This is a genomic window from Paraburkholderia sp. RCC_158, from assembly GCF_041355255.1.
GTDB classification, from domain to species: Bacteria; Pseudomonadota; Gammaproteobacteria; order Burkholderiales; family Burkholderiaceae; genus Paraburkholderia; species Paraburkholderia graminis.
In genome coordinates, this window is record NZ_JBFUPM010000021.1 from 86,774 (window position 1) to 103,392 (window position 16,619).

Below are 16,619 nucleotides of genomic sequence, written 5' to 3' on the forward strand. Positions count from 1 at the left end.
ATTACGAGCGGTAGTCGGCGTTGATGCTCACGTAGTCGTGCGACAGATCGCAAGTCCAGATCGTGGCTTGCGCATTGCCGCGACCGAGCACGACGCGAATGCCGATCTCGCTCTTTTTCATGACGCGCTGGCCGTCTTCTTCACGGTACGCCGGATTGCGGCCGCCGGCAGTCGCGACCAGCACGTCGTCCAGATACAGATCGATCTTGCCGACATCGAGATCGTCGATGCCGGCATAGCCGATGGCCGCCAGGATGCGGCCGAGGTTCGGGTCCGATGCGTAGAAAGCCGTCTTCACGAGCGGCGAATGGCCGATCGCATACGCGATCTGGCGGCATTCGCCGACGCTCGAACCGCCTTCCACCTGAACCGTCATGAATTTGGTCGCGCCTTCGCCGTCGCGCACGATCAATTGCGCGAGCGTCTGCGCGACTTCGGTCACCGCGTCGCGCAACGCTGCATAAGCGGGCGAGTCGGTGGACGTGATCGCCGGCAGGCTGGATTTGCCCGACGCGATCAGGATGAATGAATCGTTGGTCGACGTGTCGCCGTCGATCGTAATGCAGTTGAACGAGCGGTCCGCCACGTGCTTGACCAGCGCGTCGAGCACGGGCTGCGCGAGCGCCGCGTCGAACGCGAGGAAGCCGAGCATGGTCGCCATGTTCGGCTTGATCATGCCCGCGCCCTTGCTGATGCCGGTCAGCGTGACGGTGTGGCCGTCGATCGTGACCTGGCGCGAGGTGGCTTTCGGCAGCGTGTCGGTGGTCATGATCGCCTGCGCGGCGTCGTACCAGTTGGCTTCCTTGCGATTGGCCAAGGCGGCAGGCAAACCCGCCTTCAACCGATCGACCGGCAGCGGTTCCAGAATCACGCCGGTCGAAAACGGCAGCACCTGTTCCGGCGCGATGTCCGCGAGGCGGGCGAGTTCCGCGCAGGTTTCGCGCGCATGCGCGAGGCCCGGTTCGCCGGTGCCCGCGTTCGCGTTGCCGGTGTTGATCACGAGCGCGCGAATCGGCTTGCCGCCGGCGCGCACGCGCTCGAGATTCTCGCGGCACACGGTGACGGGCGCCGCGCAGAAACGGTTCTGCGTGAACACGCCACCTACCGTCGCGCCTTCGTCGACGGAAATGACCAGCACGTCCTTGCGGTTCGGCTTGCGAATGTTCGCCTCCGCCCAGCCGAGCGTGACGCCGGCGACGGGATGCAGTTGAGCGGGATCGATCGAGGGGAAATTGACAGCCATGGTCGCGACCTGTCGAAGAAAATGCCGGCGGGCGCCGGCATCGAGGAAAACGGAACTGGTGGCTCGGGCAAGATGCCGGAGCACCGCGAAATCAACCACAACATACTGGCAAAGCGACGCGGCGCGCTCAGAGGCGCGCCGCTTTCGGCATTATGCGATCTTGCCGTGACACTGCTTGTACTTCTTGCCGCTGCCGCACGGGCACGGATCGTTGCGGCCGACCTTCGGCACGCCGTCCGCGCCGACAGCCGACGCCGCTTGCGACGACGACGCGTGGCTCATTGCGTCGCCGATCATCGCGGCAGTCGCGGCTTCCACGGCCGCGGGCGCCGCAGCCGACGCCTCGGCGAATTCCGCATGACGGAACTCGACGTTCTCCAGATGGCCGCCCTGCTCTTCCATCTGTTCGGCCGCCTGTTCGAGCTGCTCCGGCGACTGGATCTGCACGTTCATCACGATGCGGGTGACTTCGAGCTTGACCGCGTCGAGCATCGCGGCGAACAGTTCGAACGCCTCGCGCTTGTATTCCTGCTTCGGGTTCTTCTGCGCATAGCCGCGCAGATGGATGCCCTGGCGCAAGTGGTCCAACGCGGCCAGATGTTCGCGCCAGCTACGGTCGAGCGTTTGCAGCATGATCGAGCGCTCGAACGCGCTGAACGATTCGCGGCCGACCAGTTCGACCTTCGCCTCGTACGCTTCGTCCGCGGCGGCCTCCACCGCTTCGAGAATCTCGTCCGACGTGATCGAGTTCGACTCGTTGATCATTTCCTGGATCGCGAGGTCGAGCTGCCATTCGTTGCGCAGCACTTCCTCGAGTTCCGGCACGTCCCACTGTTCTTCAATGCTGCCCGCCGGCACGAACTGGTGAACGATGTCCGCAATCACGCCATGACGCATTGCGCCGATGGTTTCCGTGATGTCGTTTGCCTCGAGCAGTTCGTTGCGCTGCTGGTAGATGACCTTGCGCTGATCGTTCGAGACGTCGTCGTATTCGAGCAGTTGCTTACGAATATCGAAGTTGCGCGCCTCGACCTTGCGCTGCGCCGATTCGATGGAGCGCGACACGATGCCCGCTTCGATCGCCTCGCCTTCCGGCATTTTCAGGCGGTCCATGATCGCGCGCACGCGGTCGCCCGCGAAAATGCGCAGCAGCGGATCTTCCAGCGACAGATAGAAGCGCGACGAACCCGGATCGCCCTGACGGCCCGCACGGCCGCGCAGCTGATTGTCGATCCGGCGCGATTCATGACGCTCGGTGCCGATGATGTGCAAACCGCCCGCGGCCTTGACCTGATCGTGCAGCGCCTGCCATTCGTCGTGCAGCTTCTGGATGCGGCGGCGCTTTTCGTCCTCGGGAATCGTCTCGTCCAGTTCGATGAACGACGCCTGCTTTTCCGCGTTGCCGCCGAGCACGATGTCCGTGCCGCGACCGGCCATGTTCGTGGCGATCGTGATGCGCTTCGGACGGCCCGCTTCGGCGACGATCTCCGCTTCGCGCGCATGCTGCTTCGCGTTCAGCACTTCGTGCGGCAGACCGGCCTGCTTCAGCAGATGCGACAGCAGCTCGGAGTTTTCAATCGACGTCGTGCCGACCAGCACCGGCTGCCCGCGCTCATAGCAATCGCGGATGTCGCGGATCACCGCGTCGTAGCGTTCCTTCGCGGTCTTGTAAATCTGGTCCTGCTTGTCGATCCGCTTGGGCGGACGATTGGTCGGAACGACGACCGTTTCGAGACCATAGATTTCGTTGAATTCGTAGGCTTCCGTGTCCGCCGTGCCGGTCATGCCGGCGAGCTTGGCGTACATGCGGAAGTAGTTCTGGAACGTGATGGAAGCGAGCGTCTGGTTCTCGCTCTGAATCTTCACGTGCTCCTTCGCTTCGACGGCCTGGTGCAACCCGTCCGACCAGCGGCGGCCCGCCATCAGACGGCCGGTGAATTCGTCGACGATGATCACTTCGCCGTTTTGCACCACGTAATGCTGGTCTTTGTAGAACAGCGTGTGTGCGCGCAGCGCGGCATACACATGGTGCATCAGCGTGATGTTTTGCGGCGCGTAGAGGCTTTCGCCTTCACCGATCAAGCCCCATTCGGCGAGCAGGCGCTCGGCCTTTTCGTGGCCCGATTCGGTCAGGAACACCTGGCGGCCTTTTTCATCGAGCGTATAGTCGCCCGGCTTTTCGACGCCGGTGCCGTCAGCCTTCTCTTCGCCGATCTGGCGCTCGAGCAGCGGCGGCAGCGCGTTCATGCGCACGTAGAGTTCGGTGTGGTCTTCGGCCTGGCCCGAGATGATCAGCGGCGTACGGGCTTCGTCGATCAGGATCGAGTCCACTTCGTCGACGACGGCGAAGTTCAGCCCCCGCTGCACGCGCGCTTCCGGCTCGTACACCATGTTGTCGCGCAGGTAGTCGAAGCCGAACTCGTTGTTCGTGCCGTACGTGATGTCGGCGGCGTACGCTTGCTGCTTCGCGTCGTGATCCATCTGCGACAGATTGATGCCGACGGACAGCCCGAGGAAGTTGTAGAGGCGCGCCATCCATTCGGCGTCGCGCTGCGCAAGGTAGTCGTTCACCGTGACGACGTGAACGCCGCGGCCCGACAGCGCGTTCAGGTAGACCGGCAGCGTGGCGACGAGCGTTTTACCCTCGCCGGTGCGCATTTCGCCGATCTTGCCGTAGTGCAGGACCATGCCGCCGATGAGCTGCACGTCGAAGTGGCGCATTTTCAGCACCCGCTTGCTCGCCTCGCGGCAGACCGCGAAGGCTTCCGGCAGCAGCTTGTCGAGCGACTCGCCGCTCGCGATGCGCTGGCGGAACTCGTCCGTTTTGGCGCGCAGTTGATCGTCCGTCAATTGCTCGATCTGCGGCTCGAGCGCATTGATCGCCGCGACGGTCTTTTGATATTGCTTGACTAGCCGCTGGTTGCGGCTGCCAAAAATCTTCTGTAGAAAACCGGTGGTCATCGGATCGGTGTCTGCGTCGCGGCTTCGGCTGGTCGCGGCGTGCGGTTAAAAGCACGCGCGCTCCGGGGTCGGAATGGCCTCGGCGGCTTAGTCCAAGAGTGAATTCGAATCGGGCATTTTAGCACGCGCCCCCGCCCGCGCCTGTGTCCGCGGCGCGACGTCGGCGGGGCAGCAACGCCCGTCGCGCGGAGCTTCGGCGGCATGCATACGGGCGCGTCGCGGGGCATCTCGCACGGTACAATCGGGACGTGTGCGCACATCGGGTGCGAACGCGCCCTCACTGTCAAACATGAGCCGTTTTCCTTCCTTTTCAAGGCCGCCGCCCAAGCAGTTCAACGTGCGCCGGCCGCAGCCGGTCGCCGAGGTGCTCAGGCGCACCGACGCGTTTGCCGCGCTGCGCGCGGGCGTCGAGCAGATCGCCGCGCTCGAGAAGGACTTGCGCGAGCTGCTGCCCGATTATCTGGGATCGAGCGTGGAGCCGGGCTTCATCAAGGAAGGCGTGCTGTCGCTGTTCGCCGCGCATAACGCGCTGGCGGCGCGGCTGCGCCATCTCGAACCGCGACTGCTGTCGGATTTGCAGCAGCGCGGCTGGCCGGTCAATGCGCTGCGCATTCGGGTGCGGCCGCAGCCCGTCAAGGAGCCGCCGCAGCCCAAGCAGGCGCGCATGACGCCGGCCGGCGCCGATGCGCTGCATGCGTTGAGCGAATCGCTCGCGCCGTCGCCCCTGCGCGAAGCGTTGGCGAAGATGGCGGCGCGGCATCGGAGAAATCGTTGAACAAAAAATAAGCGGCTCACATGAGCCGCTTATTTTTCGTACGCCTGCTTCGGAAGTTTCACCGAAGACTTGACGCGAATTCCCTACGCAAAAGCCGTCTGCGTCTCGTACGCGAAGCCGCGCGGCGCCTTTTGCGTGTCGTCGAACGTGACGATCTCGTACGAATCTTCGTGCGCCAGCAGTTCGCGCAGCAGCGCGTTGTTCAGGCCGTGGCCCGACTTGTACGCGTTGTACGAAGCCAGCAACGGATGCCCGATCACGTACAGATCGCCGATCGCGTCGAGCATCTTGTGCTTCACGAACTCGTCGTCGTAACGCAGGCCGTCGTTATTCAGAATGCGGTACTCGTCGAGCACGATCGCGTTGTCCATGCTGCCGCCGCGCGCGAGGCCCAGTTCGCGCATCATCTCGACTTCATGTGCGAAGCCGAACGTGCGGGCGCGCGCGATTTCGCGCACATACGACGTATTGGCGAAATCGACTTCCAGCGCCTGGCCGGTTTTATCCACGGCCGGATGGCGGAAATCAATTGTGAATTTGAGCTTGAAACCGAAATACGGATCGAGGCGAGCGAATTTGTCGCCGTCGCGAATCTCGACCGGCTTCGTCACCTTGATGAATTTCTTCGGCGCGTTCTGTTCTTCAATTCCCGCGGATTGAATCAGAAACACGAATGAGCCGGCACTGCCGTCCATGATCGGGATTTCTTCCGCGGTCACGTCGACATACAGATTGTCGATGCCGAGACCGGCGCAGGCGGACATCAAATGCTCGATAGTCGACACGCGCGCGCCGTCTTTCTGTAACACGGAAGCGAGACGCGTATCGCCAATCGCCATTGCCGACGCAGGAATGTCCACCGGCGTGGGCAAATCCACGCGCGAAAAGACAATGCCCGTGTCCGGCGCTGCGGGACGGAGCGTCAGGTCGACCTTACGGCCGGAATGCAAGCCGATGCCGACCGTCTTGACGATTGATTTGATAGTGCGCTGCTTCAACATGGTCATCTTTTGCTCGATTGAAAATCCCAATCGGGACTTTTTATTCCATAGCGCGAATTATACTCCATAACCCTAAGCAGCGTCTTCGCGCGGAAAGTATCAATCTGTTTCGCTGCATTACCCGTCTTTTTCAACGGGCGCCCGTGAGGGAAAGCGTGACGGGCCGACGTCCGGAACGGAGGCGTTTCCGGTCGTCGGCCCGCGTAACGGCCTGTCACAAAGCGTCGTCGCAACCGTTGCCATTGCGCCACGCGGATAACCGCGTGCGAAGGCGAAGGCGCCGACGCGCTGATAACTAGCTCAACGTTGCGAGAATACTCCCTGCATCGCTCACTTCGAATTTGCCGGCAGCCTCGACGTTCAACGTCTTGACCACGCCGTCGTCGACAACCATCGCGTAGCGCTGGGAACGGATTCCCATGCCGCGCGCCGACAAATCCTGCTCGAGACCAAGCGCTCGTGTGAAAGCCGCACTGCCGTCCGCCATCATGCGCACCTTGCCCGAGGCATGCAGATCGCGTCCCCACGCGCCCATTACGAACGCGTCGTTCAAGGACACACACCAGATTTCGTCGATGCCGGCCGCGCGCAACTGCTCAGCGTGTTCGACGTAACCCGGCACATGTTTGGCAGAACAGGTCGGCGTGAACGCGCCAGGCAATCCGAAGATCACCACGCGCTTGCCCGCCGTCTGCTCGCGCACGTCGAAGCTGTTAGGCCCGATCGTGCAGCCCGCGCGCTCGTCTTCGACATACTCGAAGAGCGTTGCGTCGGGCAGCTTGTCACCTGCTTGAATCATTGCTCAGTCCTTTGCATCGATGCGAAGCATCGCCCGCACGTTATCGTGTCGCAGTGAATCGGCGACAGTTGCCCAAACCGCTTCGTTTTCCGAAGAGGGCACTTGTCCTTGCCGCGAATCCGACGATACGCGGCTTGTTAGCCGTTCACCCGCCACGCTCGTGCATTCGTCCGCCAACGCCGGAAACTAAAACGGCGCGGACAGCGAAAGCCTCCCGTGCGCTCAGTCCGCCTGCTTGCGCAGGAATGCCGGAATGTCGTACGTGTCGACGCCCTTTTCCTGCAGCGCCTGCACGTGCGAAGCCGCGGTGTCGCGCGACGTGCGCCATACAGCCGGCGTGTCGAGCGCGCCGTAGTCCGCCGTGCTGGCGTGCGACGGCGTTGCGTACGAGCCGTGTTGTGCGGCGATCGGCTGGTTGTCGGTGCCGGTGCGCAGCAGCGTCATCGGTGCCGATTGCTGCTTCTTCGCTGCACGGCCAAGACCCGTTGCCACGACCGTCACGCGCAGCGCGTCGCCCATTGCATCGTCGTACACCGCGCCGAAAATCACCGTTGCGTCTTCCGCCGCGTAGCTCTTGATCGTGTTCATCACTTCGCGCGTTTCCGACAGACGCAGCGAACGGCTCGACGTGATGTTGACCAGCACGCCACGCGCGCCCGACAGATCGACGCCTTCCAGCAGCGGGCTTGCAACAGCCTGCTCGGCAGCCAGACGCGCGCGATCGACGCCGGCAACGGTCGCCGTGCCCATCATCGCCTTGCCCTGCTCGCCCATCACCGTCTTCACGTCTTCAAAGTCGACGTTCACCAGACCGTCGACGTTGATGATTTCCGCGATGCCGGCAACTGCGTTGTTCAGAACGTCGTCTGCGCACTGGAAGCACTTGTCCATCTCGGCGTCGTCGCCCATCACCTCGAACAGCTTGTCGTTCAGAACGACGATCAGCGAGTCGACGTGATCCTCCAGTTGCTGCGAACCGGCTTCTGCCACACGCATGCGCTTGCCGCCTTCGAACTCGAACGGCTTGCTGACCACGCCAACAGTCAAGATACCCATCTCTTTCGCGATCTGCGCGACCACGGGTGCTGCGCCCGTGCCCGTGCCGCCGCCCATGCCGGCCGTGATGAAGACCATGTGCGCGCCGCGCAGTGCGTCGGCGATGCGCTCACGTGCTTCTTCCGCTGCGGCGCGGCCCATTTCCGGCTTGGCGCCAGCGCCCAGACCCGTGTTGCCCAACTGGATCACCGCGGTGGCGCGCGAACGCGACAAAGCCTGCGCGTCCGTGTTCATCACGATGAAGTCGACGCCTTGCACGCCTTTGTTGATCATGTGCTGAACAGCATTGCCGCCAGCGCCACCTACTCCGACCACCTTGATGATGGTGCCGTTCGTTTCGGTTTCCAGCATTTGGAAATCCATGATGCCTCCGTCAAGATAAAAAATTGCAGCCACTCGGCCGTTATTCGGCAGGAGATCGGGCAACCTCCTGTCGCGCGCCAGCCGCCGGCACCAGCGCGTATTTCGAAAACGAATGCGTTAGAAGTTGCCGAGGAACCAGTCCTTCATGCGCGTAAACACCTGTCCCATCGAACCGGATTGCACCGCGACCTTGCGGCCGCGCATGCGTTGCGAGCGTCCTTCGACGAGCAGGCCCATCGCCGTCGAATAGCGCGGATTGCGCACCACGTCGGCGAGACCGCCGGCGTATTCCGGCACGCCGATACGCACCGGCTTCAGGAAAATGTCTTCACCCAGTTCGACCATGCCGAGCATCATCGACGCGCCGCCGGTCAGCACCACGCCGGAGCTCAGCAGTTCCTCGTAACCCGACTCGCGCACCACCTGCTGCACGAGCGAAAACAGTTCTTCGACACGCGGCTCGATCACCGCGGCCAGCGCCTGGCGCGACAGCGTGCGCGGACCGCGCTCGCCGAGACCCGGCACTTCGATCATTTCGTCCGGATCGGCCAGCGCCTGCTTCGCGATGCCGTAATCCACCTTGATGTCTTCCGCGTCCGGCGTCGGCGTGCGCAAGGCCATGGCGATATCGCTCGTGATCTGGTCGCCGGCAATCGGAATCACAGCCGTATGACGGATCGCGCCTTCGCTGAAAATCGCAATGTCCGTCGTGCCGCCGCCGATATCGACCAGCACCACGCCCAGTTCCTTCTCGTCTTCCGTCAGTACCGCGAGCGACGACGCGAGCGGCTGCAGAATCAGATCGTTCACTTCGAGGCCGCAGCGGCGCACGCACTTCACGATGTTCTGCGCCGCGCTCACCGCGCCCGTGACGATATGCACCTTCACTTCGAGGCGAATGCCGCTCATGCCGATCGGCTCGCGCACATCTTCCTGACCGTCGATGATGAATTCCTGCGTGAGGATATGCAGCACCTGCTGGTCGGTCGGAATGTTGATCGCCTTCGCCGTTTCGATCACGCGCGCCACATCGGCCTGCGTGACTTCCTTCTCCTTGATCGCCACCATGCCGCTCGAATTGAAGCTGCGAATGTGACTGCCGGCGATGCCGGTGAAAACGTTGGTGATCTTGCAGTCGGCCATCAATTCGGCTTCTTCGAGCGCACGCTGAATGGACTGCACAGTGGCTTCGATGTTCACCACCACGCCTTTCTTGAGCCCCTTCGATTCGCTCTGGCCGAGGCCGATCACCTCGTAGTGACCTTCGCCCTTCAATTCGGCGACGATGGCCACCACCTTCGACGTCCCGATGTCGAGGGCGACCAGCAGATCTTTATAGTCTTTACTCATAGCGTGCTCATTGCGTGTGATGTCCGTTTACTTCTTGCCCTTGTCGGGTTCGCTGATAAAGCGCATGCCAGCGGCACGAATCGCGAAACCGTTCGGATAGCGCAAGTCCGCATACTCGATATCCTTCCCCCAACGTTGCGTCACGGCGTTCCAGGCCGCCGTCAGGCGCTTGCTCCGATCGAGCAGCGTGTCCTGATTGCGCTCGCGTCCCAACTCCACCTGCGTTCCGTTCGACAGCTTCACCGTCCACGCGTAACGCGGCGACAGCGTGACTTCTTCCGGCGTGGCGCCCAGCGGCGCGAACCACTTCTGAAAGTCGTGATAACGCGCGACCACTTCTTTCGCCGTACCGTCCGGGCCGTCGAACGCGGGAAGCTCCTGTTCGAGCTCGCCCTGGTTCGCGGTGAACAGCTCGCCGTCGACGCTCACCAGTTGATCGCTGCCCCACGTGCCAAGCGGTTTGTACTCTTCGAGCGTGACAGCCAGCGCATTGGGCCAGACTCGCCGCACGCTCGCGTGACGCACCCACGGCATCTGCTCGAACGCCTGACGTGCGACGTCGAGATCCACCGTAAAAAAGTTGCCCTTCAAACGACCTACCACGCCCGCGCGCACCGTCGGCGAATTGATGTGCTCCGTATCGCCGTCGATCTGAATCTCGCGCAGCGCGAAATTCGGACGCTGGATCATCCAGTAAGCGCCAGCCGCCAGCAGCACGAGCACCAGCAACGCATGCAATGCGCTGGCGGCGAGATTGAGCTGGCGAACGTTGTTCCACATGGTGTTGCTTTCGGGTTGCCCCGCGTAGTCCTGATCAATCCTTCAAGGTCAGCGCCAACACGCCGACCACCAGTTCCTGATAGCTGATGCCCACCGCGCGCGCCGCCTTCGGCGGCAGCGAGTGATCGGTCATGCCGGGCGCCGTATTTACTTCGAGGAAGTACGGGTTGCCGTCCGCGTCGAGCATGAAATCGGCGCGGCCCCAGTCGGTGCAGCCGAGCACGTCGAACGCGCGGCGCGCCAGCACTTTCATGCGCGTCTCTTCAGCGGGCGTGAGACCGCACGGAATCAGATACTGCGTGTCGTTCGCGATGTACTTCGCGTGGTAGTCGTAGAACTCGCCGGCCGGCACGATGCGGATCACCGGCAAGTCCAGATCGCCTGCGATGCACGCGGTGTATTCGCCGCCGCCCTCGATGCTCTTCTCGACCACCACGATCCTGTCGTACTTCACCGCTTCGACGAGCGCCGCAGGCAACGCGTCCGCGCTCTTCACCTTGATGACCGCGACGCTCGACCCTTCGCTCGCCGGCTTCACGAAGAGCGGCAAGCCGAGCTTCGCGACGATCTCCTGCGCGCGCGCTTCGTAGTCGTCGCCGCGCAGCACGGCTTCGAACGGTGGCGTCGGAATACCGAGTTGCTGCCACACGAGCTTGGTGCGGAATTTGTCGAGCCCGAGCGCCGAGCCGAGCACGCCGCTGCCCGTGTACTTGATGCCGTAAAAATCGAGCGCGCCCTGAATCTGGCCGTTTTCGCCGTAGCCGCCATGCAGCGCATTGAAGGCGCGCACGAAGCCTTCGTCCTTCAATGCGGCGAGCGGACGCTCGGCCGGATCGAACGGATGCGCGTCGATGCCGGCGTCGCGCAGACCTTGCAGCACGAGGCGCCCGGAATTGAGCGACACTTCGCGCTCGGCCGAATTGCCGCCGAGCAGCACGGCCACCTTGCCAAAATTTTTCGGGTCGATACTGCTCATCTCACACCTTCGTTTCCTGAGCGAGGCGACCCGGCACACCGCCGATCGAACCCGCGCCCATCGTGATCACCACATCGCCGTCGCGCACCAATGCTGCGAGCGCGTCCGGCACTTCATCCACCGTATCGACAAACACCGGCTCGACCTTGCCCGCGACGCGTAAAGCGCGTGCGAGCGCCCGGCCGTCGGCCGCGACGATGGGCGCTTCGCCGGCCGAATACACTTCGGTCAGCACGAGCGCGTCGACCGTCGACAGCACCTTGACGAAATCTTCAAAGCAATCGCGCGTGCGCGTGAAGCGATGCGGCTGGAACGCGAGCACCAGACGCCGCCCCGGAAATGCGCCGCGTGCCGCCGCGACCGTTGCCGCCATTTCGACCGGATGATGTCCATAGTCATCGACCAGCGTGTACCCCCCGCGCGGCTCGCCGTCGCTTACGACCGGCACTTCGCCGTAGCGCTGAAAGCGCCGGCCCACGCCGTTGAAATCCGCCAGCGCTCGCTGGATATCGGCATCTTTCACTTCGAGTTCAGTCGCAATCGCGATCGCGGCCAACGCGTTCTGCACGTTGTGCTCGCCCGGCAGGTTCAACACGATGTCGAGCGGCGCCGCGTCTTCGCGCATCGCGGTGAAATGCATCTTGCCGTCGCGCGCTTCGACGTTGACCGCGCGCACTTGCGCGTCGGGTGCGAGGCCGTAACGGATGATCGGCTTCGACACGAACGGCAGAATCTCCTTCACGTTCGGATCGTCGACGCACAACACGGCGATACCGTAAAACGGCAGACGGTGCGTGAATTCGATGAACGCCTGCTTGAGCCGCGCGAAGTCGTGGCCATAGGTGTCCATGTGATCGGCGTCGATGTTCGTGATGACTTCGATCACCGGAAAGAGATTCAGGAACGACGCGTCCGATTCGTCCGCTTCGGCCACGATGAAGTCGCCCGTGCCGAGCCGCGCGTTCGCGCCCGCGCTGATCAGCCGTCCGCCGATCACGAAGGTCGGATCGAGCCCGCCCGCAGCGAGCACGCTTGCGACCAGCGACGTGGTCGTGGTCTTGCCGTGCGTGCCGGCAATCGCAATGCCCTGTTTCAGGCGCATCAGTTCCGCGAGCATGACCGCGCGCGGCACGATCGGAATACGTCGATGACGCGCGGCCAGCACTTCCGGGTTGTCGCTGCGCACCGCGGTCGAGACGACCACCGCGTTCGCGCCTTCGATGTTCTCCGCCGCGTGACCGATTGCGATACGCGCGCCGAGTGCGGCCAGGCGATCCGTGACAGCGTTGCTCGACAAGTCCGAGCCGCTCACCTGATAGCCGAGATTGAGCAGCACCTCCGCGATGCCGCTCATGCCGACACCGCCGATGCCGACAAAGTGAATATGTTTGACGATGTGTTTCATTGCTTTCCTTCTGGGCTCGCGCCCGAAATCGAACCCGCCACGCTCGCGCAAATCTGCGCGACCTGTTCAGTGGCGTCGGGTTTCGCGAGCGAGCGCGAACGCTCCGCCATCTCCGCGAGACTTTCCCGCGTCTGGCTGCGCAACCAGCCGGCGAGTTTTTCCGCCGACAGATCGCGTTGCTGCACGACCAGCGCCGCGCCGTTATCGGCGAGAAACGCTGCATTAGTGGTTTGATGATCGTCCACCGCATACGGGAACGGCACGAACAACGCGGCCACACCAACCGCTGAAATCTCCGACACGGTCATCGCGCCCGAGCGGCAAATCACGAGGTCCGCGCTTGCATAGGCGCTCGTCATGTCGTCGATGAACGGCACGAGTTGCACGTCAGCGCCCGTTTGCAAACCGGCTGCCGCGTAGTTCTCGCGCAGCGCGTCGATATGTTTTGCGCCCGCCTGATGCACGATGCGCGGACGTTCGTTCGAGGCCAGCAGCGCGACCGCGCGCGGCACGACTTCATTGAGCGCCGCGGCACCGAGACTGCCGCCGACCACCAGCACATTCAACGGACCGTTGCGTTCTGCATAGCGTGCTTTGGGCGCAATCGCGCGCGCAAGTTCCGCACGAATCGGATTGCCGGTCCATTCGCCGTGCGGCAACGCATTCGGAAACGCAACGAGCACGCGTTTGGCGAGCTTCGCGAGCACCTTGTTTGCAAGGCCCGCAATCGAATTCTGTTCGTGCAGCACGAGCGGACGTCCGCTGAACGCGGTCATCAGGCCGGCCGGAAATGTGATGTAGCCGCCCATGCCGAGCACCACATCCGGCTTCACGCGACGCAGCACGCTCAAGCTTTGCGTGCATGCGCGCAGCAGATTCAGCGGCAGCATCAGCTTCGTTTTCAGGCCCTTGCCGCGCAGTCCGCCGAAGCGCACGTATTCCATCGGGATCCCGTGCTTCGGCACGAGCGTCGCTTCCATGCCCGCGGGATTGCCGAGCCATACGACCTTCCAGCCCCACGCCTGCATCAGGTGCGCGACCGCGAGCCCAGGGAACACGTGTCCCCCGGTACCGCCGGCCATCACCATCAGCGTGCGTTGCTGCGTGGAGGTCATACTTTCCCTCCCCGCATCAGCACACGATTTTCGTAATCCACCCGCAGCAGCACCGCGATGGCGATGCAGTTCTGCACGATGCCCGAGCCGCCGTAGCTGACGAGCGGCAACGTCAGACCTTTAGTCGGCAGCAGGCCGAGGTTCACGCCCATGTTGATGAACGTCTGCGCACCGAACCAGATGCCGACGCCCTTCGCAACGAGGCCCGCGAACGTGCGGTCGAGTGCGAGCGCCTGGCGGCCGATCTCGAACGCGCGGCGCACGATCCAGTAGAACATCACGATCACGATGAGTACGCCGACAAAGCCGAGCTCCTCGCCGATAACAGCGAGGATGAAGTCGGTATGCGCTTCGGGCAGATAGTTGAGCTTCTCGACGCTGCCGCCGAGTCCCACGCCGAACCACTCGCCGCGGCCAAACGCGATCAGCGAGTGCGTCAGTTGATACGCCTTGCCCTGCGCATAACGGTCGTCCCACGGATCGAGGTACGCGAAAATCCGCTCGCGCCGCCACGGCGACGCCCACACCAGCAAGCTGAACGTGCCGACCGCCGTGGCGACGAGGCCGCCGAACAGCTTGCCGTTCACGCCGCCGAGAAACAGCAGACCCATTGCGATCGCCGCGATCACCATGAACGCGCCCATGTCCGGCTCGAGCAGCAGCAATGCGCCGACGAAACCGACCGCCATCGCCATCGGCAGAAAGCCTTTGGCGAAGCTGTGCATGTATTCCTGTTTGCGCACCGTGTAGTTCGCCGCGTAGATCGTCACCGCGAGCTTCATGATTTCGGACGGCTGCATGTTCGTGATGCCGAGCGGAATCCAGCGGCGCGCGCCGTTCACGCCCTTGCCGACGTGCGGAATCAGCACGATGACCAGCGCGACGAGCGCGATCAGAAAGAGCTTCGGCGCGTACTTGTCCCAGGTCGAAATCGGAATACGGAACGCGACGACGCCGACCACCGCGCCCATCGTCACGAAGATGATCTGACGCACAAGGAATGCGTAGTCGCGATACGACGCGTACTTCGGCGAATCGGGCATCGCGATCGACGCCGAATACACCATCACGACGCCGAGCCCGAGCAACGCGACGACCACCCACAGCAGCGAATGATCGTAGTCGAGCATGCGCGAGCGCAGCGGCCGCACGCCATTGACGGCGCTCGCGAGACCGCTGCCGCCCGTGCGGCCACCGACGCGTGCTGCGTTGGCCGTGTCGCCGGCGCCTGCGCCTGTGCGCGAACCGAATCGTTCGGACCAGCTCATATCATCGTCCCCCGTTCGGCCGCGATTTCTTCCACCGTGCTGCGGAACACCGCGGCGCGATGCGCGTAACCCTTGAACATGTCGAAGCTCGCGCAAGCGGGCGACAACAGCACGGCGTCGCCAGGTTGTGCGAGTGCGGCGGCGGCACGCGTCGCTTCTTCGAGCGTCGCGTGATCGGTCATCGCGATGCCGGTGTCTTCGAGCGCCGCGCGAATCTGCGGCGCGTCGCGGCCGATCAGCATCACCGCGCGGCACCAGCGCATGACGGGCGCGGCGAGCGGCTCGAAGTCCTGGCCCTTGCCGTCGCCGCCTGCAATCAGCACCGCGCGTTGCGCGAGGCCGTCGAGCGCGGCGACCGTGGCGCCGACATTGGTGCCCTTGCTGTCGTCCACGTAGTCGATGCCGTCGATCGACGCAATCAATTCCACGCGATGCGGCTCGCCGCGATACTCGCGCAAGCCGTGCAACAGCCGCGCGGCGGGCAAGCCGATCGCGCGTGCGAGCGCATACGCGGCGAGCGCGTTGGCCGCGTTGTGCAGGCCGCGAATGCGCAGCGCGTCGGCGGGCATCAGGCGCTTGAGCGCAATATTCGGCGGCGTGACCGCTTCGTTCTTGCGGCGGCGCTTCGGCGTGATGTCTTCACTCGCGTCGAGATCGTGTGCTTCGACGAGCCAGATCATCGCGTTATCGCGCAGCAAACCGTAATCGCCGTCGTTCTTCGGTTCGGTTACGCCGAAGGTCACCACGTCGACATCGCCCGGCTCCGAAGGCGCGAGCGCCATGACGCGCGCGTCGTCGCGATTGAGCACGCGCACGGTTTGTGTACCGAAGATGCGGCCCTTCGCGGCGGCATAGGCATCGAGGCCGCCGTGCCAGTCGAGGTGATCCTGCGTGATGTTGAGGATCGCCGCCGCGTCCGGCTCGAACGTATGCGAAGTCTCCAACTGGAAGCTCGACAGTTCGAGCACCCACACGTCGGGCAGCGCGGTGTTGTCGATGGCTTCGCTCAGTTTGTCGAGCAGCGCCGGGCTGATGTTGCCCGCGACCGCGACCTTCTTGCCCGCGCGTTCGCACAGCAGCCCCGTGAGGCTCGTCGTCGTGGTCTTGCCGTTGGTGCCGGTGATCGCGACGACCTTCGGCGCATAACCGCTTTCGCCGAGCGTCTTCAGCGCTTGCGAGAAGAGTTCGAGTTCGCCCCACACAGGGATGCCTTGCTCGCGCGCCGCCGTGATCAGCGGCAACAAATCGGCGGCGAGCGGCGACAAACCGGGGCTGATCGCGACGAGTTCCACGCCTTCGAGCAGCACCGGCGAAAACGGGCCGCCGACAAACGCAGCGTCGACGCCGTGCGCTTCCAGCGCGGACAGGTTCGGCGGCACTTCGCGCGTATCGGCCACACGCAGCCGACAGCCGTGCCGCGCGCACCAGCGCGCCATCGCGAGACCGGATTCACCCAGTCCCAGCACGAGCACCATCGGCTTTTGCCGATCCCGAAACTTCTCGCCGAACATCGTCTGCTTCCCTTTA

General features: G+C 63.5%; 13 protein-coding genes. 1 reads left to right on the forward strand and 12 read right to left on the reverse strand.

From position 1 onward, the window contains the following. Nucleotide 1 precedes the first annotated feature (1 nt). Both argJ and secA read right to left on the reverse strand, forming a co-directional pair. The gene (gene argJ / locus AB6809_RS29165; RefSeq protein ID WP_053858767.1) at nucleotides 2-1,243 is read right to left on the reverse strand and encodes a bifunctional glutamate N-acetyltransferase/amino-acid acetyltransferase ArgJ; all 1,242 of its coding nucleotides are present in this window, start codon (nucleotides 1,241-1,243) and stop codon (nucleotides 2-4) included. Between the two features lie 150 nt (nucleotides 1,244-1,393). Then, complete coding sequence (gene secA, locus AB6809_RS29170; RefSeq protein ID WP_006051823.1) at nucleotides 1,394-4,204, reverse strand: preprotein translocase subunit SecA; 2,811 nt, start codon at nucleotides 4,202-4,204, stop codon at nucleotides 1,394-1,396. Between the two features lie 289 nt (nucleotides 4,205-4,493). Between secA and AB6809_RS29175 the strand changes: the two genes are divergently transcribed. Then, nucleotides 4,494-4,979: a DciA family protein gene (locus AB6809_RS29175; protein WP_006051822.1), complete on the forward strand. Its 486-nt coding sequence runs from the start codon at nucleotides 4,494-4,496 to the stop codon at nucleotides 4,977-4,979. Between the two features lie 83 nt (nucleotides 4,980-5,062). On the opposite strand, the gene lpxC is transcribed toward AB6809_RS29175, so the two are convergent. The 10 genes from lpxC to murD form a co-directional block, all read right to left on the reverse strand. Then, nucleotides 5,063-5,980, reverse strand: coding sequence for a UDP-3-O-acyl-N-acetylglucosamine deacetylase (gene lpxC / locus AB6809_RS29180; protein ID WP_029971512.1), 918 nt, complete (start codon nucleotides 5,978-5,980; stop codon nucleotides 5,063-5,065). Between the two features lie 295 nt (nucleotides 5,981-6,275). Continuing rightward, nucleotides 6,276-6,779, reverse strand: a complete 504-nt coding sequence (locus tag AB6809_RS29185; protein WP_371027729.1) for a peroxiredoxin — start codon at nucleotides 6,777-6,779, stop codon at nucleotides 6,276-6,278. A 222-nt stretch (nucleotides 6,780-7,001) separates the two neighbouring features. Beyond that, a complete protein-coding gene (ftsZ, locus tag AB6809_RS29190; protein WP_029971514.1) occupies nucleotides 7,002-8,198 on the reverse strand; it encodes a cell division protein FtsZ in 1,197 nt (398 codons plus the stop codon). Between the two features lie 117 nt (nucleotides 8,199-8,315). After that, nucleotides 8,316-9,548, reverse strand: a complete 1,233-nt coding sequence (gene ftsA / locus AB6809_RS29195) for a cell division protein FtsA (RefSeq protein WP_013340575.1) — start codon at nucleotides 9,546-9,548, stop codon at nucleotides 8,316-8,318. A 27-nt stretch (nucleotides 9,549-9,575) separates the two neighbouring features. Next, nucleotides 9,576-10,328, reverse strand: a complete 753-nt coding sequence (locus AB6809_RS29200) for a cell division protein FtsQ/DivIB (RefSeq protein WP_029971515.1) — start codon at nucleotides 10,326-10,328, stop codon at nucleotides 9,576-9,578. Nucleotides 10,329-10,362: 34 nt separating this feature from the next. After that, nucleotides 10,363-11,304, reverse strand: a complete 942-nt coding sequence (locus tag AB6809_RS29205; protein WP_114156502.1) for a D-alanine--D-alanine ligase — start codon at nucleotides 11,302-11,304, stop codon at nucleotides 10,363-10,365. 1 nt (nucleotide 11,305) lies between these two features. Then, nucleotides 11,306-12,709 carry a UDP-N-acetylmuramate--L-alanine ligase gene (murC, locus tag AB6809_RS29210; RefSeq protein ID WP_371027730.1) on the reverse strand — a complete coding sequence of 468 codons (1,404 nt, stop codon included), beginning with the start codon at nucleotides 12,707-12,709 and terminating at the stop codon, nucleotides 11,306-11,308. Beyond that, the gene (gene murG / locus AB6809_RS29215; protein WP_371027731.1) at nucleotides 12,706-13,824 is read right to left on the reverse strand and encodes an undecaprenyldiphospho-muramoylpentapeptide beta-N-acetylglucosaminyltransferase; all 1,119 of its coding nucleotides are present in this window, start codon (nucleotides 13,822-13,824) and stop codon (nucleotides 12,706-12,708) included. Before murG ends, murC begins: the two co-directional genes overlap by 4 nt. Next, on the reverse strand, nucleotides 13,821-15,092 hold the full coding sequence (gene ftsW, locus AB6809_RS29220) for a putative lipid II flippase FtsW (RefSeq protein ID WP_371027732.1): 1,272 nt from the start codon (nucleotides 15,090-15,092) through the stop codon (nucleotides 13,821-13,823). The genes murG and ftsW overlap by 4 nt, the downstream gene beginning before the upstream one ends. Further along, nucleotides 15,089-16,603, reverse strand: a complete 1,515-nt coding sequence (murD, locus tag AB6809_RS29225) for a UDP-N-acetylmuramoyl-L-alanine--D-glutamate ligase (RefSeq protein WP_006053210.1) — start codon at nucleotides 16,601-16,603, stop codon at nucleotides 15,089-15,091. The genes ftsW and murD overlap by 4 nt, the downstream gene beginning before the upstream one ends. Nucleotides 16,604-16,619 lie beyond the last annotated feature (16 nt).

Bases quoted from the DNA above. Each gene is read 5' to 3' on its own strand.
- ftsW (WP_371027732.1), bottom strand. From the start codon at position 15,092: ATGAGCTGGTCCGAACGATTCGGTTCGCGCACAGGCGCAGGCGCCGGC.
- ftsZ (WP_029971514.1), bottom strand. From the start codon at position 8,198: ATGGATTTCCAAATGCTGGAAACCGAAACGAACGGCACCATCATCAAG.
- AB6809_RS29200 (WP_029971515.1), bottom strand. From the start codon at position 10,328: ATGTGGAACAACGTTCGCCAGCTCAATCTCGCCGCCAGCGCATTGCAT.
- lpxC (WP_029971512.1), bottom strand. From the start codon at position 5,980: ATGTTGAAGCAGCGCACTATCAAATCAATCGTCAAGACGGTCGGCATC.
- ftsA (WP_013340575.1), bottom strand. From the start codon at position 9,548: ATGAGTAAAGACTATAAAGATCTGCTGGTCGCCCTCGACATCGGGACG.
- murC (WP_371027730.1), bottom strand. From the start codon at position 12,709: ATGAAACACATCGTCAAACATATTCACTTTGTCGGCATCGGCGGTGTC.
- AB6809_RS29175 (WP_006051822.1), top strand. From the start codon at position 4,494: ATGAGCCGTTTTCCTTCCTTTTCAAGGCCGCCGCCCAAGCAGTTCAAC.
- AB6809_RS29205 (WP_114156502.1), bottom strand. From the start codon at position 11,304: ATGAGCAGTATCGACCCGAAAAATTTTGGCAAGGTGGCCGTGCTGCTC.
- argJ (WP_053858767.1), bottom strand. From the start codon at position 1,243: ATGGCTGTCAATTTCCCCTCGATCGATCCCGCTCAACTGCATCCCGTC.
- secA (WP_006051823.1), bottom strand. From the start codon at position 4,204: ATGACCACCGGTTTTCTACAGAAGATTTTTGGCAGCCGCAACCAGCGG.
- AB6809_RS29185 (WP_371027729.1), bottom strand. From the start codon at position 6,779: ATGATTCAAGCAGGTGACAAGCTGCCCGACGCAACGCTCTTCGAGTAT.
- murG (WP_371027731.1), bottom strand. From the start codon at position 13,824: ATGACCTCCACGCAGCAACGCACGCTGATGGTGATGGCCGGCGGTACC.
- murD (WP_006053210.1), bottom strand. From the start codon at position 16,603: ATGTTCGGCGAGAAGTTTCGGGATCGGCAAAAGCCGATGGTGCTCGTG.